This window comes from Streptomyces sp. NPDC087300, from assembly GCF_044744425.1.
Classification (GTDB): Bacteria; Actinomycetota; Actinomycetes; order Streptomycetales; family Streptomycetaceae; genus Streptomyces.
Genome location: NZ_JBIUYI010000001.1, coordinates 194907 through 215940, shown reverse-complemented (window position 1 = coordinate 215940; position 21034 = coordinate 194907). Strand labels below are relative to the sequence as shown.

General features: G+C 72.1%; 15 protein-coding genes. 6 read left to right on the top strand and 9 right to left on the bottom strand.

Annotated features, from left to right (window positions below; genetic code table 11):
- Window positions 1-76 precede the first annotated feature (76 nt).
- Window positions 77-859 (bottom strand): arylamine N-acetyltransferase, encoded by a 783-nt coding sequence (locus ACIO9J_RS00840; protein ID WP_401990384.1) that lies wholly within the window; start codon window positions 857-859, stop codon window positions 77-79.
- A gap of 126 nt (window positions 860-985) precedes the next feature.
- Between ACIO9J_RS00840 and ACIO9J_RS00835 the strand changes: the two genes are divergently transcribed.
- Both ACIO9J_RS00835 and ACIO9J_RS00830 read left to right on the top strand, forming a co-directional pair.
- Window positions 986-3250, top strand: a complete 2265-nt coding sequence (locus tag ACIO9J_RS00835) for an ATP-binding cassette domain-containing protein (protein ID WP_401990381.1) — start codon at window positions 986-988, stop codon at window positions 3248-3250.
- 361 nt (window positions 3251-3611) lie between these two features.
- Window positions 3612-5828: an MMPL family transporter gene (locus ACIO9J_RS00830; protein WP_401990378.1), complete on the top strand. Its 2217-nt coding sequence runs from the start codon at window positions 3612-3614 to the stop codon at window positions 5826-5828.
- 173 nt (window positions 5829-6001) lie between these two features.
- Here the strand turns inward: ACIO9J_RS00830 and ACIO9J_RS00825 are convergent, their stop codons facing one another.
- Window positions 6002-6424 (bottom strand): winged helix-turn-helix transcriptional regulator, encoded by a 423-nt coding sequence (locus ACIO9J_RS00825; RefSeq protein ID WP_401990375.1) that lies wholly within the window; start codon window positions 6422-6424, stop codon window positions 6002-6004.
- Between the two features lie 111 nt (window positions 6425-6535).
- On the opposite strand from ACIO9J_RS00825, the gene ACIO9J_RS00820 reads away from it, so the two are divergent.
- Window positions 6536-7351, top strand: a complete 816-nt coding sequence (locus ACIO9J_RS00820) for an NAD(P)H-binding protein (RefSeq protein ID WP_401990372.1) — start codon at window positions 6536-6538, stop codon at window positions 7349-7351.
- Here ACIO9J_RS00820 and ACIO9J_RS00815 read toward each other — a convergent pair.
- The 4 genes from ACIO9J_RS00815 to ACIO9J_RS00800 all read right to left on the bottom strand — a co-directional run bounded on the left by ACIO9J_RS00815 (window position 7335) and on the right by ACIO9J_RS00800 (window position 13086).
- A complete protein-coding gene (locus ACIO9J_RS00815) occupies window positions 7335-10349 on the bottom strand; it encodes an NACHT domain-containing protein (RefSeq protein WP_401990370.1) in 3015 nt (1004 codons plus the stop codon). The two genes, ACIO9J_RS00820 and ACIO9J_RS00815, sit on opposite strands and share 17 nt — an antisense overlap.
- A gap of 204 nt (window positions 10350-10553) precedes the next feature.
- The gene (locus ACIO9J_RS00810; RefSeq protein WP_401990367.1) at window positions 10554-11570 is read right to left on the bottom strand and encodes a zinc-binding dehydrogenase; all 1017 of its coding nucleotides are present in this window, start codon (window positions 11568-11570) and stop codon (window positions 10554-10556) included.
- 25 nt (window positions 11571-11595) lie between these two features.
- A complete protein-coding gene (locus tag ACIO9J_RS00805; protein WP_401990364.1) occupies window positions 11596-12003 on the bottom strand; it encodes a MerR family transcriptional regulator in 408 nt (135 codons plus the stop codon).
- 78 nt (window positions 12004-12081) lie between these two features.
- The gene (locus tag ACIO9J_RS00800; RefSeq protein ID WP_401990361.1) at window positions 12082-13086 is read right to left on the bottom strand and encodes a DUF3048 domain-containing protein; all 1005 of its coding nucleotides are present in this window, start codon (window positions 13084-13086) and stop codon (window positions 12082-12084) included.
- 353 nt (window positions 13087-13439) lie between these two features.
- On the opposite strand from ACIO9J_RS00800, the gene ACIO9J_RS00795 reads away from it, so the two are divergent.
- From ACIO9J_RS00795 to ACIO9J_RS00785, 3 genes are all read left to right on the top strand, one after another.
- Complete coding sequence (locus ACIO9J_RS00795; RefSeq protein WP_401990358.1) at window positions 13440-13787, top strand: YceI family protein; 348 nt, start codon at window positions 13440-13442, stop codon at window positions 13785-13787.
- A 67-nt stretch (window positions 13788-13854) separates the two neighbouring features.
- Entirely contained in the window at window positions 13855-14634 is a 780-nt protein-coding gene (locus ACIO9J_RS00790; RefSeq protein WP_401990356.1) for a PTS sugar transporter subunit IIA, read from the top strand.
- 28 nt (window positions 14635-14662) lie between these two features.
- Window positions 14663-16243 (top strand): PTS ascorbate transporter subunit IIC, encoded by a 1581-nt coding sequence (locus ACIO9J_RS00785; RefSeq protein ID WP_401990353.1) that lies wholly within the window; start codon window positions 14663-14665, stop codon window positions 16241-16243.
- A 29-nt stretch (window positions 16244-16272) separates the two neighbouring features.
- Here the strand turns inward: ACIO9J_RS00785 and ACIO9J_RS00780 are convergent, their stop codons facing one another.
- The 3 genes from ACIO9J_RS00780 to ACIO9J_RS00770 form a co-directional block, all read right to left on the bottom strand.
- Complete coding sequence (locus tag ACIO9J_RS00780; RefSeq protein ID WP_401990350.1) at window positions 16273-17154, bottom strand: SGNH/GDSL hydrolase family protein; 882 nt, start codon at window positions 17152-17154, stop codon at window positions 16273-16275.
- 149 nt (window positions 17155-17303) lie between these two features.
- A complete protein-coding gene (locus tag ACIO9J_RS00775) occupies window positions 17304-19145 on the bottom strand; it encodes an ATP-binding cassette domain-containing protein (protein WP_401990347.1) in 1842 nt (613 codons plus the stop codon).
- On the bottom strand, window positions 19138-21033 hold the full coding sequence (locus ACIO9J_RS00770) for an ABC transporter ATP-binding protein (protein ID WP_401990344.1): 1896 nt from the start codon (window positions 21031-21033) through the stop codon (window positions 19138-19140). Before ACIO9J_RS00770 ends, ACIO9J_RS00775 begins: the two co-directional genes overlap by 8 nt.
- Window position 21034 lies beyond the last annotated feature (1 nt).

Genomic DNA, 21034 nt, shown 5'->3' with positions numbered 1-21034 from the left:
TCTCCTGTCGTCGGAGCGGCGGTCCTGTCCGCTCTCAGTTAGGACCGTCGCACCGCCCGGAACTCATCGCCACACGTCAGCCGGTTCCGCCGACGACCGGCTCCCGGTCGAGCCGGATGCCGAAGTGCCGGTCGTACGCCGCGAGCACCTCCGCCTCCGATGCCAGCTCGGTGACCTGGCGCTCGCCGTCCATGGTGGTGGTGAGCGTGCGCCCGCCGAGGGTGACGCGGCCGTTCCCGGTGAGCAGGGAGCAGACCAGGGACCGGGTGAAGTGCGATGCGGGCGAGGTGCGGTGGTACCAGGCGCCGATCCGGAAGTCGGCGAGCTCGCGCGGGCGGGTCTCCAGGAGGTACTGGGGCTTGCCGTCCATGCTGACCCGCAGATCGCCCTCCGGGGCGTCCTCCAGAAGGAAGCGGCCGCCCGGATCGTTCTGCTCGCCGCGTTCGCCGAAGGCAAGCGGCAGGTGGCTGTGCGTGCCGAACCCGACGTCCGCCAGCCAGTCGCCGCCGTCCTCGGTACGGACGCGCAGCGCCAGGTGGTCGTACGGGATGCCGGGCTGTCCCGCGTCGTCGCACACCCGGGCCTGGAGCAGCGTGACGCCGAAGCCGAGCGCGCCGAGCAGGGCGCCGAACGCGCCGTTGAGCTCGTAGCAGAAGCCGCCCCTGCCCGCCTCCACGACCTTCGTCACCAGGGCCTTCTCGGTGAGTTCGATGTTCTCGCCGAGGTGGATGGAGAGGTTCTCGAAGGGGACGGCCCGCAGGTGCGCGAGGTGCAGGTCGTGCAGGGCGCGCGCGGTGGGCGCGGCGGGGCGGTCGGCGCGGATGCGCCGCAGGTAGGCGTCGATCTGTTCGGAGTGCATGGGACCAGTCTGGTGGGGGCGGCCGGGGTGCGGCCACGGGCCGTGATGTTCGCGCCTCCATGGAGTCGGGAAGAAAACTGAGTACGGTGTACTCTTTTCCTTCGCCCCATCGACAAGGAGTGCTCAGTGACGGCCATCCCCGCCGACAGCCACCACGTCATCCAGGTGCGCGGAGCCCGCGAGAACAACCTCAGGGACGTCTCCGTCGACATCCCCAAGCGGCGGCTCACCGTCTTCACCGGAGTCTCGGGATCCGGTAAGTCCTCGCTCGTCTTCGGCACCATCGCCGCCGAGTCGCAGCGTCTGATCAACGAGACCTACACGGCGTTCATCCAGTCGTTCATGCCGAGCCAGGGGCGCCCCGACGTCGACGCGCTGCGCAATCTCAGCGCCGCGATCGTCGTCGACCAGGAGCGGATGGGCGCCAACTCGCGCTCCACAGTGGGCACCGCCACCGACGCGTACACCATGTTGCGGATCATCTTCAGCCGCCTCGGCGTGCCGAACATCGGCACGTCGGGAGCCTTCAGCTTCAACCTGCCCGACGGGATGTGCCCCGAGTGCGAGGGCACCGGCGAGGTCTCCACCGTCGACGTCGACCAGGTCGTGGACCGCGGGCTCTCGCTGAACGAGGGCGCGATCGCCGTGCCGTACTACGCGGTGGACTCCTGGAGTTGGCAGATCATGGTCAACTCCGGCTTCCACGACCCCGACAAGAAGCTGAGAGACTTCACCGAGCAGGAGTGGGCCGACCTCCTGCACAAGGCGCCGGTCAAGGTGAAGGTGGGGTCCAATGGCTTCACCTACGAGGGCCTGATCGCCAAGATGCAGCGGACCTGGCTCGCCAAGGACCGGGAATCGCTGCAGCCGCACATCAAGACCTTCGTGGACCGCGCCGTGGTCTTCGCGCGGTGCTCCGTCTGCGAAGGCACCAGACTCTCCGCGGCCGCGCTCTCCTCCAGGATCGGGGGGCTCAACATCGCCGAATGCTCGGCGATGGAGATCAGGGACCTGGCCGAGTTCGTCAGGGGCCTCGACGACCCGGCCGTCGCCCCGCTGATAGCGAGCCTGCGCGAACTCCTGGAGTCGCTCGTCGAGATCGGGCTCGGCTATCTGAGCCTGGACCGCACATCGGGCTCGCTCTCCGGCGGCGAGGCGCAGCGCGTGAAGATGGTCCGCCACCTCGGCTCCAGCATCACCGACGTGACGTACGTCTTCGACGAACCGACGATCGGGCTGCACCCGCACGACATCCGCCGCATGAACGATCTGCTCCTGCGGCTGCGCGACAAGGGCAACACGGTGCTCGTCGTCGAGCACAAGCCCGAGGTCATCGAGCGGGCCGACCACGTCGTCGACATCGGCCCCGGCGCGGGCGAGGCGGGCGGCCGGGTCTGTTACAGCGGCGACGTGCCGGGCCTGCGCGCGTCCGGCACGCTCACCGGGCGCCATCTGGGCCACCGCGCCGAGCTGCGCGACACCGTGCGCACGCCCAAGGGGCAGCTGTCCGTCAAGGGTGCCGACCGGCACAACCTCAAGGACGTCGAGGTCGACGTGCCGCTCGGCGTGCTCACGGTGGTGACCGGAGTCGCGGGCTCCGGCAAGAGCTCACTGATCCACGGCTACCTCTCCGGCAGGGAAGGGGTGGTGGTCGCCGACCAGTCGCCGATCCGCGGTTCGCGCCGCTCGAATCCGGCCACGTACACCGGACTGCTCGGCCCGATCCGCACCGCGTTCGCCAAGGCCAACGGCGTCAAGGCGGCCCTCTTCAGCGCCAACTCGGAGGGCGCTTGCCCGGCCTGCAACGGGCTCGGGCTGCTCTACACCGACCTGGCGATGATGGCCGGGGTCGCCTCCGTGTGCGAGAAGTGCGACGGCGAGCGCTTCACCGCCGAGGTGCTCACCTACCGGCTGCGCGGCAAGAACATCAGCGAGGTCCTCGGGATGTCGGTCGCCGAGGCGTACGACTTCTTCCCCACCGGGCAGGCGCACACCATCCTGAGCCGGCTCGCCGACGTCGGCCTCGGCTATCTGCGCCTGGGTCAGCCGCTCAACACCCTCTCGGGCGGCGAGCGCCAGCGGCTGAAACTGGCCATTCACATGGCCGAGAAGTCCTCGACGTACGTCCTGGACGAACCGACCACCGGACTGCACCTGGCCGACGTCGACAAGCTCCTCGCCCTGCTCGACCGGCTCGTCGACGACGGCAACTCGGTGGTCGTCATCGAGCACCACCAGGCCGTCATGGCGCACGCCGACTGGATCATCGACCTGGGGCCCGGCGGCGGCCACGACGGCGGCCGCGTCGTCTTCACCGGGACGCCCGCCGAACTCGTCGCGGACGGCGACACCGTCACCGCCCAGCACCTGCGCGAGTACGTCGCGGGCTGACCGGACCCCGCCGCCCTCCCGCAGCGGGTCCCGTGAGGGCTCGCGGGAGGGCGGCAGGCCAGCGGCGCCAAGGGCGGGCGGTGAAAGGGATCCAAAGATTCCGGGCTGATGACGTCGAAAGTGTTGACACGTGCCTGCACCTTGTGGCCTAGACGGGGCGATCCCCTCTCCTCCCGGAGGATGACACCTCGCGCGGCGCAGTACAGCGACCGTGGGCCAAGAGTCCGGCTCGCAGGCTGACTTGCCGCACCACATCGGCAGTGACGATGGAGGGGAATCCTGCTGGACCTCCTGACGTGCACCGATGGCACCGCCGGGAGGTCGCCCCTGCCTGCCGAACCCGACGGGAGTCCCTTTCGCCGTGGCTACGTTCCTGTACAAACTAGGCCGACTCGCCTTCCGGCGGCGCCGCTATGTGGCGCTGCTCTGGATAGCACTGCTCGTCGGTGCGAGTGTCGCCGCCTCGGCCGCTCCCACCCCGCCCTCCGACACCTTCTCGATGCCGGGAACGGAGTCCCAGAAGGCCTTCGACGTCCTGGAGAAGCGCTTCCCCGAGGCCAGCGCCGAAGGCGCGAGCGCCCGCGTCGTCATCCGCGCCCCCGAGGGCGAGAAGATCACTTCGGCGAAGCCCAAGGCCGAGGTCGAGAAGATGATCGCGGCCATCGGCAAGGGGTCGCAGGTCGCGAGCGTCGCCGACCCGTACAAGGCGAAGACCGTCAGCAAGGACGGCACCACCGCCTACGCCTCGGTCACCTACAAGGTGGCCGCCACCGAGCTCACCGACAAGTCGCACGACGCGCTGACCAAGGCCACCGACCAGACCCGTGACGCGGGCCTCAAGGTCGAGACCGGCGGCGACGCCGTGATGGCCGAGCAGGAGATGGGCGGCAGCGCCGAACTGGTCGGCATCGCGATCTCCGCCGTCGTCCTCGTGCTGACCTTCGGCTCGCTGGTGGCCGCGGGCATGCCGCTGCTCACCGCCATCATCGGCGTCGGCATCGGCATCTCCGCCATCGGAGCCCTCGGCAGCCTCCTCGACCTCTCCAGCACGACGTCGACCCTGGCGATGATGATCGGCCTCGCGGTCGGCATCGACTACGCCCTCTTCATCGTCTCCCGCTACCGGGCGGAACTCGCCGAGGGCCGCGAACCGGAGGAAGCGGCGGGCCGGGCCACCGGAACCGCGGGATCCGCCGTGGTGTTCGCCGGTCTCACCGTCGTCGTCGCCCTCTCCGGCCTCGCGGTCGTCAACATCCCGATCCTCACGAAGATGGGCCTCGCCGCGGCGGGCACCGTCGTGATCGCCGTCCTCATCGCGCTCACCATGATCCCCGCGCTGCTCGGCTTCGCGGGCCGCAAGGTGCTGAGCCGCAAGGACCGCAAGAAGCCGGCGGGCGCGCTGCTCGACCCGCACGCCAAGCCGAAGCTCGGCACCCGCTGGTCCCGCTTCGTGCTGCGCCACCCGCTCTCCGTGCTGCTCGTCGCCGTCGTCGGCCTCGGCGCCGTGGCCGTGCCGGCCGCGAGCCTGGAGCTGGGCCTGCCCGACGAGGGCACCTCCGCGCCGGACACCACCCAGCGCAAGGCGTACGACATGCTGTCCGAGTCCTTCGGCGCGGGCTTCAACGGTCCCCTGATGGTCACCGTCAGCAAGGACGCCGACGTGGCGGCCGCGGCCAAGACGGTCGGCGAATCGCTCGCCAAGGTCGACGGCGTCGCCGCCGTCACCCCCGCCCAGCCCAACAAGGCGGGCGACACCGCGATCCTGAACGTCGTCCCGAAGACCGGGCCGAGCGACCACAAGACCGAAGAAGTGGTCAAGTCGCTCCGCTCGACCGCCGACGGCGTCGGGGCCGACACGGGGTCCGACGTCCTGGTCACCGGCCAGACCGCGATGACCATCGACTTCTCGCAGACCCTGAACGACGCGCTGCTGCCCTACCTCGCCCTCGTCGTAGGCCTGGCGTTCCTGCTCCTGATGCTGGTCTTCCGCTCGGTCCTCGTGCCGCTCAAGGCCGCGCTCGGCTTCCTGCTCTCGGTGGCCGCCGCGCTCGGCGCCGTCGTGGCGGTCTTCCAGTGGGGCTGGCTCGCGGACATCGTGGGCGTCGACCAGCCGGGACCGATCATGAGCATGATGCCGATCTTCATGATCGGCGTGGTGTTCGGTCTCGCGATGGACTACGAGGTCTTCCTCGTGACGCGGATGCGTGAGGCGTACGTCCACGGGGCGCGCGCCGACGAGGCGGTCGTCACCGGCTTCACGCACGGCGGCCGGGTCGTCGCGGCGGCCGCGATCATCATGATCAGCGTCTTCTCCGGCTTCATCATGGAGAACGACGACATGATCAAGATGATGGGCTTCGGTCTCGCCATCGCCGTCCTCTTCGACGCCTTCGTGGTCCGGATGGCCATCGTGCCCGCGGTGCTCGCACTGCTCGGCAAGTCCGCCTGGTGGCTGCCGGGCTGGCTGAACAAGATCCTGCCGAACGTCGACGTGGAGGGCGAGAAGCTCCACAAGAACCTCGGCGACGACATGAACTCCGGCACCCCGCAGGAGCGGGAGCTGGAGAGCGTGCGCTGACGCCGACGCGCCGATAACCCCCGAGTACGGGGAGGCCGGGCGGGCCGGTCGGGACACCCTTCGGGGCGGGTCCCGGCCGGCCCGCCCGGCCGTTTCTCGGTGGCGCGGGGGACGGCGGTCTCGAAGGGGATCGGAGGAGCGGCCGCGTGGGGGAGCGGGCGAGCCGTCCGCGCCTATGCGTCCTGAGCCTCGTCGTAGGAGGCGCGGGCGTTCGCGATCGCGGGCCGGTGAGCGATCGACCAGTCGGCCAGCTCCTTCACCAGATGGGTGAGGCTGTGCCCCATCTCGGTCAGCTCGTACTCGACCTGCGGCGGAATCGTCGGGTACACCGTCCGCTTCACCAGACCGTCGCGCTCCAGGCGGCGCACGGTCAGGGTGAGCATCCGCTGCGATATCCCGCCGTGGATCCTGCGCTGCAACTCCTTGAACCGCAGGACGCCCGAGGCGAGTTCGACCACCACGTACACCGACCACTTGTCGCCGAGCCGGTCGAGGACGTCCCTGACCCCGCACTCTTCCTGCGGCGTCTCGCAGCTGATCACCGGCTCACCGTCCGCCGCGCCGCCGGTGGTTACCGCGGTGTGCCCTGCTGACATGAAAGTGCCTCCTTATGCGGCCCGGTGCCGCGGATCATGATGGTTCCGCAGCCACCGCCCGCTCCACGGGCGCCACCACGGCGCAACCACCGACCACGGAGGAACCTTCCCATGCTCATGATCACCGGCGCCACGGGCGCCCTCGGACAGCTCGTCACCGCCCGCCTCGCCGACCGTGACGACGTCGTACTCGGCACCAGGAACCCGGCGCCCGGAGAGCGCCGCATCGACTTCGACGACCCGGAGGCCCTCGACTTCAGCGGCGTCGACACGCTCCTGATGATCTCCGCGGGCGCCGCGGAGGACGACGTCGTCGCCGCCCGCCACGAGGCCGCGATATCCGCCGCGGAGAAGGCGGGGGTGCGCCACCTCGTCTACACCAGCCTCAGCGGTGACGGCGACCACCTGACGTACGCCCTCGCCCACCGCTGGACCGAGCGAAGACTGCGCGCGTCCGCACTGAACTGGACCGTGCTGCGCAACGGCCTGTACGCCGAGTTCCTGGCCGCGATCGCCGCGCCGGGCCCGGACGGGACGATCGCCGCACCGCTGGGCACCGGCCGCCTCGCCGCGGTGGCCCGCGAGGACCTCGCGGAGGTGGCCGTACGGGTCGCGACCGCGCCGGACGCACACGCGGGCCGCACCTACGAACTCGTCGGCGAGCAGGCCCTGGGCGGCGCGGACCTGGCGGCGGCGCTCGGCGGCACCTACGAACCGGGCGCACTCGGCGAGACCCGCGCCGCGATCGCCGGAGCGGGCGAGGCGCTGCCCTTCCAGGTGCCGATGCTGCTCAGCACGTACTCGGCGATCGCCGGGGGGTTCATGGACGGGACGTCGGTCGGGGAGAACGCGCTGCGCGCGTTGCTGGGGCGGGCGCCGCGGTCGGCGGTGGAGGCGTACGCGCGGGCGGTCAGCGGTCGAGAATGAGGCGCTCGTGCAGGTCGGGAGCGTGGACCTCGATGTGGCGGAGGACCTGGTCCGCGAACGCCGTGCCGGCCTCGTAGGACAGCGAACCGATGAGCGCCTGGGCCTCCACCGGGCTCAGTCGGGGCAAGTCGCGCGCGAGCAGGGGGAGCAGCAGCGAAGTGAGGCGCTCGGTGACCGCGTCACCCGGGACGAGGATGTTGAAGACCATGCCGACCCGGGTGTACAGAACATAGATCTCCTCCTTGGGTATCTGGTGCGAGTCCGCCAGCATCAACCGCAGCAGATCGTGCGCCGCGGAGGTGGCCTGCTGGGTCCCGCCGCCGTTGAAGAAGGTGATCAGCGGCCCCAGGTGGTCGAAGAGCGGACGCAGCGCCTGAAGGGCGGAGCCGTCGTTCGTCCCGGACGAGACGTCCATCTTGTGCCAGATCTCTTCCCAATAGGGGCGGTACCAGAAGACGTCCTTGTCCTCCCGGGGGACGCGGTAGAGCCAATGGCCGTCCACGAGCTCTGGAGCGGTCAACTCGCCTTCCCTGAGCATGATCTCCACATCGCGCCGTCGGCCGTCGCGCGTGTGCCGCACGACCAGCGGCAGCGCGAAGTCGGTCCACTGCGACTCCTCGAAGGACGACCGCCACAGGAGAGCGTGCCGGTGCCACGCACTGCCCGGATCGCTCGACGAAGGGAAGAGGGCACCGGCGCTCGTGCCACCGGTCAGGAGCAGTGTGAGTACCACGAGGTTCGCGCTGTAGATCCCGTGCCGGGATGCGGCACGGGTCCGCCGGGGGAGGTACGCCGGATGAGGCTGGTCGGCGCGGAGTTCACGTTCGCCGAGCACGCGCACGACGAGTTGGGCCAGGCTCTCCCGCTCAGCCTCGGAGAGCCGCTCGACGCGGGCCCGCGCGAACCGCAGCAACTGCCGTGAGGAGAGCGGCGCGAAGGACAGCAGGGCGAACAGCAGGTCGTCGTTGACGGGTTCGCTGCCCATCGACAGGACGGGCCGGTGGCCGAGGAGCCGCGTCACGAGCTGCACGGTGAGGCGGACCGTCAGGTACTCGCCGAACGTGGCGTGCAGGAACGCGTAGGTGGACAGGCGCTGCCCGTCGCGGATCGACTGGGCGCGCTGGACGAAGAAGAAGCGGCCCAGGGCGACTTCGGCCTGTCCCAGCGGTGCGCGGAACCCGGACTGCCGCGCGGGGGCGGCCCGGCCCAGGAGCGCCGCCAGATCGTCGTCGAGTTCGGCGGTCGAGACCCACTGGCGTCGTCGGTTGTGCATCGCGAAGGCGACCAGCGAGAGCCGCTCCAGCTCCTGTTCGACGCACTCGTCCAGCTGGGTGGCCGACGCCGTCTCCCTGGCGTCCTTGCCCACCTCGCGGCGGGCGAACGAGCTGAGGAGCGCCTCGTAGATGTCGGCCTCGCCCAGCGGGCGTTCGTCGGCGCCGCGCAGGTCGCTCCCCGCCGCGTGGTACAGCGCGAGCATCGTCAAGAGGAGGGGCTGCTCGGCCAGGTACCCGTGCGGTTCGATCTCCTCCCAGGTGAGCGGGGACAGGCCCATGGCCGCGAAGTTCAGGGCGTTGGCCAGGTTCCAGTAGTGCAGCCACGCCTGGATCTGCACGGGCCTGAAGGGTTCGAGGCGCAGGGCGACCGTGCCTTCCGGATAGCGTGTGCGGTCGGCCACGGCGGTACGGCTCGTGACGACGGCGATGACCGGGCGTCCCTGCTCCCGCTCCCTCTCCTGGAAACGGGCCACCCGGACCAGGAAGTCGTTCTGGTGCACCCCCGTGGTCTGGAGCAACTCGTCGAACCCGTCGAGCAGGATGACCGGCATGGCGGAGCCCGCCGACCGCACCACCTCCGGCCAGGTGGTCTTCTCGCCGGTGTCATCACGGATGGCCTGCTCGATCTGGTCCTGGATCTCGTCGTCCGCGCGTACGTCTCGCAGCGCCACCCGCACCGGCAGGAACCCCGCGGTGGGCAGCCGCGCCGCGAGGATGCGCACCAGCACGGACTTGCCCGCGCCCGGCTGCCCGAGCACCAGCAGCGGGGCCGTCGTGAACCCCTCCGAGGTCAGCGCACCGGCCAGGTAGTCCGTGAGGTCCTCGCGCACCGGAGTCCGCGCCCACCACTCCTCGTTCGCCGGGCTGCTCTGCCCGTCCACGGCGTGCACGCGGAAGTCCGGGTCCAGATACACCTCGGCCAAGGTGGGGACCTGTATGCCCTCCGGGGTCGAATCGGCGTCCAGGACGCGGCGGGTCAGCGCCGAGCGGTGCGCCCGAGCCAGGGCCGCGGCGATGTCCACCGGCCGCCGGTGCAGCGCGGCGGAAGCGGCGAGCAGCGTCTCCAGTCCGGCGAGGGCGCGGCGCAGCTCGGCGCGGGTGGCCTGGTGCTCCATCTGGTCGGACCAGAAACGGAATTCGGGCGCTTCGGCGGCGAGCCGGGCGTATAGGGCTTCGTACAGCTCGACGGCGTGCCGGGGCACCGACCCGCGCACGGTCTCCGCCGCCTCCTGGCGGCGGGTGTCGTTCAACCGGTCCCAGACGGCGAGGCCCTGGAGGAAGTCGTGCACGCGGGACGCCAGATGCCGGTACCAGTCGCGGAGCGCGGCGAGGTGTTCCTCGTAGGGGAGGTGCGGCGCCGGACGCGGCGCGTCCACCCGGACCAGGGCGTGCACGAACCCCTCGTCCGACGGGAGCCGACCGCCCGCGAGGACGATCTGCTCCCGGCGGGTGATCTCCAAGTCGTCCAGGGATACGGGCAGTTCCGCCTGCTCCAGGGCCTCGAAGAAGGCGATCACCACGATGACGGTGTGGGCCGCGTCCAGGACCTGGGCCCGGTCGGCCCGCCCCTCGGTGCGCCCCAGCCGCTCGCCCAGACCTTGAGCGGCAGTGCGGCCGAGGCTCAGGACGCTCCCGCGCTCGTTGAGCATGCCGAGCACCCCGCTGCTCAGGCCGCCGGTCGCCAGGTCGAGCGCGCCGCCGAGCACCCGGTCCAGCGCAGCCATGGCGGGAGGGTCCCCGCCGAGCAGCACCAACGCGTCTCCGTACGACAGCAGTCTGCGTGGTCCCACAGCGCCCCCCCAAGACCGTCATGGCCGTGCACTCTCCAGGAGTGTCAGCGTGGCACGAGCGGAGTGCCCGCGAACTGCCTTTGCGCTGGCTCAACTTGTCGAATTCATGGATCGCCTCGCCGGTCCCGAGCGGGCGCGTCAAAAGGCCCAGGGGTCGAGGGCGAGCTTGCCGTGGGTCAGGCCCGCTTCGAGGTCCCGCAGCACCGCGGGGCCTTCGGCCAGTGGGCGGATCAGGGGCGTGCCGGGCGGGTACACGCCCTGGGCGATGAGCGCGTCGAGTTCGTCGAGCAGTGAGCGGTAGACGGCGGGGGCCGCCTCCGCGAGGGCTCCGATGTGCAGGCCCTTGATCTGGACCCGGTGGGTGAAGATCAAGTCGTGGGTGCTGAGGTGCGCGTCACCGGAAGCGGCACCGAACACGACGAGGCGGCCGGTGAAGGGCCTGGCCACCGAGAGGCTGACGTCGAAGGTGGCCCGGCCCACCGATTCGAGGACCAGGTCGACACCGCCGGTGAGACGGGTGATCTCCGCGGCCAGATCGGGGCGCCGGCCGTCCAGGACCACGTCGGCACCGAGCGCCTCGACGACGTCGTGCTTGGCCGGTGACGCGGTGGCGATCACGCGCGCGCCGTAGTGACGGGCGAGCCGGACGGCTGCCTGCCCCACGCCTCCGGCGGCGGCGTGCACCAGCACCACCTCACCCGGCGCGACCTCGCCCAGGGGCTTCAACGCCGCAAGGGCGGTGGCCCAGTTCAGGACCAGGCCGAGCGCCTGCGCGTCGCTCCACCCGGCCGGTACGGGGACGACGCCCGTGGCGGGCATCGTCATGTACTGCGCGAAGGCGCCGGGGCCGGTGCCGACGACGTGGGTGCCCGGCGGCAGTTGAGCGTCGATGCCAGGACCGGCGCCCACTATCTCGCCCGCGGCCTCGAACCCCGCCACGTAGGGCGCCCGCGGCCCGCCGCCGTAGGCGCCGTGGCTCTGGGTGACGTCGGCGAAGTTGACGCCCGCCGCGCCGACCCGGACCAGGTACTCGCCCGGCCCAGGGGTGGGAAGGGGCCGGGTGCCGAGCGTCAGGTCCTCGGGGCCGTCGTGCGAGGTCTGGACGAGGGCGCGTACCGATTGCGTGCTGTTCTGCTGCTGTCCGTCGGTCTTCATGCACCGGACGGTAAGAGCTTCACATCTACGGCAAGGTCAAGTCGCGGGCAGCCGAAGGCTCTTGAGGTCGCGTACCGCCCTCGTCGGCCGCGCGAAGGTAGGCGTCCAATGCGGCCTGCTGTTCGCTGAGACCGGCGATCCGCGCGGCGAGCCGGTCGCGGTAGTTCCGTACCTCGTGCAGGAACTCGGCGCACACGTCGTCCGGTCCGGCGGCGGCACCGGCCCCGGTGTGCGGCAGGACCTCCCTGATCAGCCGCACGGGCAACCCGGACTCCAGCAGCGAGCGCACGACTTGGACGCGGTGGAGGGTGGTCGGGCAGTAGTCGCGGTAGCCGTTGCCGCACCGGCCGGGCACGATCAGGCCCTCGTCCTCGTAGTACCGCAACGACCGCGCGCTCACGCCGCTGGCCCGGGAAGCCTCACCGATCCTCATGTCCGAGGACAACGCCCGTGCGGCCGGGGATCTTCCGCCGCGCCCGGGGCGCGGCGGTGAACCCGCTCCGGCGAATGGTCAGCGCCGGTCCGCGTACACCATCCACACCTGCCCCGGCGCGAACGGCATCCGGTGGCCGTCGGCCAGGGTGAAGGACGTGCCGCCGGTCGCCGACGACCGCTTCCAGCGCGTGGCGTAGGCCTTGCCGTCGCGCAGCACCGTCGCCTTGCCGCTGCCGACCGTCTCGATGTACGGCGTCACCGCGCCGTTGACGTCCTTGTAGCGCGAGGGGCGCATGGTGACGTGCTGGATCACGATGGTCTTCGCGCCGAGCCGCTTCCCGGACGTGCTGCGCGCCGGGGAGCCGTCGAAGGACGCCAGCCAGCGGCCCTGCCGGGCGGACCAGCGGAAGGAGTGGCTGGCCGACGGGTAGGTGACGGTGCGCCGGTCGGTGCGGGTGCCGCCCGCGGGGGCCGGGCCGAAGCGGAAGCCGATGTCGGCGGGGCGGCTGGCGTGGGGCGCCGTGCGCAGCAGGGCCGCGGGGCGCAGGAAGAGGTTGTGCGGGGCGGTGCGGTAGCCGTTGCGGAAGTAGGCGCCGGGCACGCTGCCGTGCGGGCGGGCGTAGAGCGGGGACTTCTTGAGCACCTTCTGCAACGAGTGGCGCACCCCCGAGTAGGCGAGGGCGGGGCGGCCGAACTGGCGGAGCAGCTCGATGTCGGACTCGCGCGCGCTGCGCACGGGGCCGACCGTCGTGGGCAGCTTGCCGGAGAACACGCCCATCAGACGGCTCATGCCGCCCTCGACCTTCTCGACGTAGACGATGTCCGCCTGGTCGAGCCCGGTGTGCGGGCGGGCGCCGCGCGCGTTGTCGAACTTGACCGCGAGGACCCGGCCCTGAGCCGCCGCCAGGCCGGTGAACGGGGAGGTGGCCCGGTGTGGTGCGCCCTCTCCGTCCGCCGGGGCGGCCACGGGGGCGGTCGCGTGGGAGGGGGCACCCACGGCGAGCGCGGCCGTCGCGGCCAGCGCGAGTACCGTCGCCCGGAGCCGGGTGCTGCGGGCGGCCCGTCTTGTCGTCGCTGCCATCGCGGCGTCTCCATTCGTGTCCGTACGGGGCCCGGCCGGTGTCTACGGGTCCGGACGGGGCCTTGCGGGGAACCTGTCGTCGCCGCGGTGCGGCAGGCGCAGTACTACCTCGCGAAGGCCACCCGCCAATCACCACTGGGGCCATCCAACCGGCGCGCGTCACTCTTTCCGGGGCACGGCGCGTGGCCCGGCCCCCGGCCGCGGTGACATTTTTCCCGGCGGAAAGGGGGCATGCGGATCTGCCGCCGACCGCGCGCGCGGGGCCAGGATGAGCGGCGGGCACCGGAGCGGGGACGGCGGCAGCGGCCGCCGCGGCAGCCGGTCGCCCCGGGGACGGGGAGGGCGTGGCAGCCATGGACGCACCGAAGACACCGAAGACACCGAAGACACCGAAGACAGGGACACTGGACGTGCCGGGGGCCGGTACGTACGTCATCGACGCGGCCGCGCACCCCGAGATCGTCTTCCACGGCCACCGCATCCGGTACACGGGCCAAAGTGCCGTACTGGAAGGAGAGTTGACGGTCCGCGGGGTCGGCGCGCCCGTCGAGGTCGGCATCGAAACGGTCACCGTCGACGCGCGACGGCTGACCGTCCGGGGCACGGCGACCGTCGACCGGTACGCGCTCGGCATCACCACGGCCAAGGGCATGACGGGCCGCCGGCTCCGGATCGAGCTGGACGTCCACGCGACCCGCTGAACGGGTCCGGGCCCCCGAACGGCGCCCAGGAAGTGCCGAGCGCCGTGCGTCCGCGAGAATCATCGGCATGGCAGCGCTCAGCGAACTCCTCCCCGTGGCGGCCGTGGCCGTCGACGCCCCCGCCGCCGACTGGCGCGAGGCCGTGCGGCGCGCCGGTGACCTGATGGTCGCGACGGGCGCCGCCACGGATACGTACACCGCCGAGATGATCGAGAACGTCGAGCAGAACGGGCCCTACATCGTCATCGCGCCCGGACTCGCCTTCGCGCACGCCAGACCCTCGCCCGCCGTCCTGGAGACCGGCATGTCCTGGGTGCGCCTGGCCAGGCCCGTCGCGTTCGGGCACGAGAGCAACGACCCCGTCGAGCTGGTCGTGGGCCTCGCCGCCAAGGACGCCTCCGAACACACCGCGGCGATGGGCGCGCTCGCCCGGCTGCTCGCCGACCCGGACACGGCACGCGCGCTGCGCGACGCACCCACCGCGCAGGCGGTGCACGACATCCTGAAGGGCGGTCAGGAGCCCGCGGCGCCGAAGCGGGCGGCGGCACGCGGCGGCGGCGACCTGCACAAGATCCTGACCGTGTGCGGCAACGGCGTCGGCACCAGCCTCTTCCTCAAACAGACCGTCGAGGGCGTCCTGGACCACTGGGGCTGGGGCAGATACGTCACCGTCGAGGCCACCGACACCATCTCGGCCAAGGGCAAGGCGAACGAGGCCGTCGCCATCCTCACCTCACGGGAGATCGCGCGGACGCTCGGCGACGTCGGCGTACCGGTGAAGGTCGTCGAGGACTTCACCAGCGCGGCCGAGGCCGACCGCGTGCTCAGAGACACCTACGACGTCTGACGGCACGGGCAAGGAGAAGAACACCACCATGGACTGGCTCGTGTCGATCGCGGAGTTTCTCGTCAACGAGATCCTCAGCCAACCCGCCTACCTCATCGGCCTCATCACCGCCGCCGGCCTCATCGCCCTGAAGAAGTCGGCGGGACAGGTCGTCGGCGGCGCCATCAAGGCGACGCTCGGCTTCCTGCTCATCGGGGCGGGCGCCACCCTCGTCGTCGGCGCCCTCGCCCCGCTCGGCGAGATGATCCAGGGCGCCACCGGTGCGCACGGCGTGATCCCCACCAACGAGGCCATCGTCGGCATCGCGCAGGAGCAGTACGGCGCCCGCGTCGCCTGGCTGATGATCCTCGGCTTCGCCATCAGCCTCCTCCTGGCCCGCTTCACGCCGCTGCGCTACGTCTTCCTGACCGGTCACCACATGCTGTTCATGGCCACGCTGCTGACCATGGTCCTGGCCATCGCGGGCCAGCCCTCGTGGATCGTCGTCGTGGTCGGCGGCGTGCTGCTCGGCATCCTGCTCGTCGCCATGCCGGCCTTCGCGCACCCCTGGACCAAGCGCGTCACCGGCAACGACAGCGTCGCGATCGGCCACTTCGGCACGGCCGGATACATCGCGGCCGGTGCCACCGGACAACTCGTCGGCCGCCGCAGCCGCAGCACCGAGGAGATGAACCTGCCCGAAGGGCTGCGCTTCCTGCGCGACTCGATGGTCGCCACGGCGCTGTCCATGGTCCTCATCTACCTGATCATGTCGCTCGTCTTCCTGGCCAAGGTCGGCAAGGAAGCGGCGTTCAAGGCGTTCGGCGAGGGCGGCGCGGCGGGCGCGACCGGCGTCGGCGACTACGTCATGCAGTCCGTCATGCAGGGGTTGCAGTTCGGCATCGCGGTCGCCGTGATCCTCTTCGGCGTCCGGACGATCCTCGGCGAGCTCGTCCCCGCCTTCCAGGGCATCGCGCGCAAGCTCGTGCCCGGCGCCGTGCCCTCCCTGGACGCCCCGATCGTCTTCCCGTACGCCCAGAACGCCGTCCTCATCGGCTTCATCTCCAGCTTCGTCGGCGGCCTGATCAGCCTCGGACTGCTCGCCTGGGTCTTCCACCCGGCCTTCGGGCTCGCGCTCGTCCTGCCCGGCCTCGTACCGCACTTCTTCACCGGTGGCGCCGCGGGCGTCTACGGCAACGCGACGGGCGGCCGGCGCGGTGCGGCGCTCGGCGCGTTCGTCAACGGCGTCCTGATCACGTTCCTGCCCGCGCTGCTCCTCAAGGTCCTCGGCGCGTTCGGCGACGAGAACACCACCTTCGGCGACGCGGACTTCGGCTGGTTCGGCACGCTCATCGGCTACTCGGCGAAGGCGGGCGACGCGGTCGGCATCGTCCTGATGCTGCTGATCGGCGCGGCCATCCTGCTCGGCGCGATCGTCGTGCAGAAGCGGGTCGTGGAGACCGGCTGGGACCCCGGTGCCCGGCGCGACGCGCTGCTGCCGCCCGCCGAGGCGCTCACCCCGGCGGCCGCGAGCGCCACGGCGGACGGCGCCCCGGTGACGTACGCGAAGATCGCGCCGCCGCGCGGGGCACCGACACCGCCCCCGCCGCCGGGCGACGACAGGGGCTGAGCCGGGGTCAGCGCAGGCCGAGGACCTCGTCAGCGCAGGCTGAGGACCTCGGAGGTCCGCGCGGCCATGCCCGCCTCGCCAGCGGCGTTCGGGTGCACGGGCACGAAGTTGGTGCCGAACAGGACGGGCTCGATCCACCGCTCGTTCGCCGGACGGCAGGCGTCGTGCGCGTCGGAGGCCTGCGCCATGTCGACGAAGGTCGCGCCGGTCTCGGCCGCGGCCCGCTGGGCCGCGCCGTTCAGGGTGGCCTGGAGGTCGCGGAGATAGGGGACGTCGCCCTGCGCGATGGGCATCTTCAGGAAGCAGCCGGGCACCGCCTTCGCCGGGGTGATCCACGGATAGCCAAGGATCGCGACCTTCGCCTTCGGCGATCTGGCCTTGATCTGGTTCAGCGCCGACCTGATCGCCGGATAGGTCTTCGTCTCGACCTGGTCCTTGAAGGTGTTGCCGTAGAGGGTCTTGCAGGGGCTGCCCTGGCCGCCCGTGGCGACGCCCGCGCTGCCGCAGGCGAGGATCGCGTTGATGAAGGTGCTGTTGTCGTTGCCGCCGATGGTGAGCGTCACCAGATCGGTGTCGGCGCTCAGCGCGTCGAACTGCGGGGCGACGCCCGGGTACTGGGCCTGGGTGAAGTCCTTGGTCTGGGCGCCGCCGCAGGTCACGTCCTTGAGCGTGGCGCCGAGCGAGGCGGCCAGGAGATGCGGGTAGTTCTTCGAGGTGCGGGCGCAGAGCAGGGGAGCGCCGGGGTCGAGGGGCAGTACGCCCGATCCCGCGCTGTAGCTGTCGCCGAGGGCCACGTAGCGCAGGGGGTCGGCCGTCCCGGCGGCGGCCGGTGCCGCGCCGAGGCCGAGAGCGGCGAGCGAGACGGCGGCCACGGCCGCCGCCGCGGCGCGATGCTGTGCGGGCATCCGCATGAGCGTTCTCCTCCGGGCGGGATCGGAAAGGGATCCGGGGCCCGGCACCGTAGTTCACCCTTGGACCGCTCACTACGCCCGGAGATGCGTGTCCTCGTGACAGGAATTGGCATTGGAGTGACAAGCGGGTCGCGACGGCGCGACTCCGGTCAGGAGTTCCCGCGCGTGCCGAGGCGGTACAGCTCCGCGTAGAGCCCGTCGCGCGCCATCAACTCCCGGTGGCCTCCCACCTCGTGGACGCCCGCGCCGTCGAGCACCACGATCAGGTCGGCCGCGCGCACCGTCGCGAAGCGGTGCGAGACGAGGACGGTGACGGGCGGCTCGGGGGAGGTGCGGGCCGCGGCGGTGAAGCGGCCGAACAGCTCGTGCTCGGACGCCGCGTCCAGGCTCGCCGTCGGTTCGTCGAGGACCAGCAGCGCGGGCCGCTCCCGCATCGTCGTACGGCTCATCGCGGTCTTCTGCCACTGCCCTGTCGACAGGTCGACACCGCCGGGGTAGGTGGGGCCGAGCTGGGTGTCGAGGCCCTGGGGCAGCCGCCCGGGAAGCCCCGCGCCGCCGCCCCTGGCGAGGGCCCCCGCCACCGCGCCCGGCGCGTCGGCGCGCGGCAGGTCGCCGATGCCGACGGCCGTGCGCAGGGTCAGCTCGAAGCGCTGGAAGTCCTGGAAGCACGCCGTGAGGGCCTGCCGCCAGGCGCGCACGTCCAGGGTGGCGATGTCCTCGCCGCCGTACGAGATGGTGCCCGAAGTCGGCTCGTACAGGCGGCACAGGAGCTTGACCAGGGTGGTCTTGCCCGCGCCGTTCTCGCCGACGAGCGCCACGACCGTGCCCGGGGGAATACGCAGGCACACGTCGCTCAGGACGGGACGTGGTGCGCCCGGGTAGGTGAACGACACGTGATCCAGGACGAGTTCGGCCCCGGGGCGCGGTGGTGGCGCCGATCCGGTGGCCGGCCGGACGGGGGAATGCTCCGGCAGAGCCGCGTGGTCGGAGAGCCAGAGGAAGTGGCCCGCGGCGCGCAGGGCGTGCTGGAGCCAGGAGCCGAGCGCGACCAACCCCGAGACGGAACCCAGGAGTTGGGCGCCCAGGACCAGGGTCAGGACCACGTCGCCGGGGCTGCCCTCGCCCCGTGCCACCGCGGCCAGGGAGAGCAGGGTGCCGCCCAGATAGCCGACGGCGAAGACCAGCCAGCCGCCGCCCGACCACATCGCGGCCCGTGCGTCGGCCCGGTCGCGGCCGCGCCGGACGGTGTCCTGGAGGGCGTCGTGGCGCCGGGTGAGTTCGTCGGCCAGGCCGTAGACGCGGATCTCGCGGGCGGCCGCGGGGGAACAGGACAGTTCGAGGAGGGTGCGGCGCAGCCGTTCCTGCTCGGCCGTGGCGCTCTCGGCGCGGCCGATCAGGACGTTCCCGCGGTGGGCCGCGACGACGGTGGGCAGGGCGAAGAGCGGCAGCGCGAGCAGCGCGGGATGGACCGTGACGAGCAGCGCCAGGGTGGTGCCGAGGCCGAACAGCGCCCGCAGGTTCTCCACCAGGGCGCCGAAGGCCCCGCCCAGCTCGCCGCGGTGGGTGCGTAGCAGCTCCATGCGGTCCAGGTAGTCGGGGTGTTCGTGAGGGGTGAGCGTGGGGATGCCGCCGGTCAGCTCCATGAGCCCGCGGTCCAAGAGCAGCCCCACACGCTGCTGGAGGTGGATGCGCAGGACGGACACGACCGCGCCCGCCGAGTACGTCGTGACGACCGCGGCGACGAGCAGCGCGGCCGCCGTCAGGGCCGCCCCGATGTCGTGACGCAGCGCGGCGTCGGTTGCCGAGCGGATGGCGAGCCCGCTGACGACCCCGCAGCCGCCGACGACCGGGGCGAGCACCAGGACGAGCAGCGCCCTTCGGGCGTCGGCGCGGAACGCGGCGGCGATCAGAAGTGCGGCGGCCCGCGCGGGGACGAACGGCCCGCGCCCGGGTTCCGCCGGTGCGGGCCGGGACTCTCGTGCCTCACGCATGCGTTCCTCCGGCGTACGCGGCGCTCTGCAGGGCGAAGGCCCGTGCGTAGCGGCCGTCCTGGGCGATGAGTTCGTCGTGGGCGCCCTGTTCGACGACGCGGCCGCCCTCGACGTAGCAGATGCGGTCGGCGAGCCGCACGGTCGCGAACCGGTGGGAGATCAGCACGGTGGTCAGACCCCTGGTGAGATCGAGGAACCGCTCGTACAGATCGGCCTCGGCCCGCACGTCCAGGTGGGCGGTGGGCTCGTCGAGGACCAGGACGCGCGCCCCGTGCTCCACCGCGTACAGCGCGCGGGCCAGCGCGAGCCGCTGCCACTGGCCGCCCGACAGGTCGGTGCCGTCGGTGAAGCGGCGCGACAGCGGTGTGTCCCAGCCGTTCGGGAGCGCGGCGAGGGCCGGGTCCAGACCGGCCAGGCGGGCGGCGCGCGCGAGGGCCTCGTCGTCCTGTGGCGCGCGCACCGCGCCGAAGCCGACGTTGTCCCGCGCGGCAAGCTCGTAGCGGACGAAGTCCTGGAACACGACGGCGAGTTGGTGACGCCAGGCGGCCACGTCCAGGTCGCGCAGATCCGTGCCGTCCACGGTGACGCGCCCCGCCGTGGGGTCGTAGAGCCGGGCGAGGAGCTTGACGAGGGTGGTCTTGCCCGCGCCGTTGGCGCCGACCACGGCGAGCGAACCGCCCGCGGGCAGCCACAGGTCCAGCGCGTCGAACACCGGCCGGCGGCTGCCCGGATAGGCGAACACCGTCCCCTCGAAACGGATCCCGGACGCGGGCAGACCGGCCGCGGGAAGCGGACCGCTGACCACCGTGTCCCGCTCGGCGAGCGCGGCCACCTCCAGAGCGGGCGGCACGGCGGAGCTCGCCTTGGCCAGCGTCCACCGCAGATCGCCCAGCCAGCCGAGCGCCGCGGTGCCGACGACGGCCTGGAGATACACGGTCGTGCGGGCCACCCCGACCCCGCCGTGCGCGGACTCGACGGCCAGCGGCACCAGGACCGCGGCGTGCGCGGCGACGAGCAGCACACCCGCGACCACGTCACGGGCCACCGCCCCGCGCCGGTCCGCGCCGAGCCTGCCCACCCCCGCCAGCCACGCCTGGGTGAACCGGTCCACCAGCCACGGCGCGAGCCCGAACACCCGGATCTCCTTGGCGGCTCCGCCGTCGAGCGCCACCGCGCGCAGATACTCGGCACGCCGCAGCTCCGTCGTCGAACCCGCCTGCACGTCCACCGCGCGCCGCACCTCCCTGTCCCGCCAGACGCCCGACACCGTCCAGGCGGCGAGCAGCGGCAGCGGCGCCCACCAGTGGAAGCCGAGCAACAGCACGGCCGACGTCGCCCCCGCCGCCCGCGCCGAGAACAGCGCGGGCAGCGCGCTCACCGCCCGCGCGACCGGCAGCATCCCGGTGCCCTGCCCCTGCGCGAGGGTGAGCCGGTCGGCCACCGAGGGATCGTCCAGGGCGGCGATCCCCGCGGGGCGCAGCGACCCGTGCAGGAGGAGCTGCGCGGTACGCGCGGAGACCCGCCTGCCGAGCCGTCCCGCGACGGTCTGGACGGCGGGTTCCACGAGGAGACCGGCCACGTAGACGCCGCACAGCACGGCGAACGCGGTCAGGACACCGTGCCCGGCGGCCGAACCGAGCCCGGCACCCGCATCGGGCAGCCGCCCCACCAGGACACCGACGCTCAGCATCAGCGCGGGCGCCAGCGCGGCGTCGAGCAGCGCGAGCGCGGTGAGCACGGCGGTGAGCGGCAGGGAGGCCCGGGGGAGCAGGCGCAGGAGGGCCGGTACCGGGGCGGCGGACCGGGCGCGCCCGGTGCGCGTGGTTCCCGGTTCTCCTCGTGTCCCCGGTATCCCCGGTATCCCCGATATCCCTGGTGTCCCGGTCATC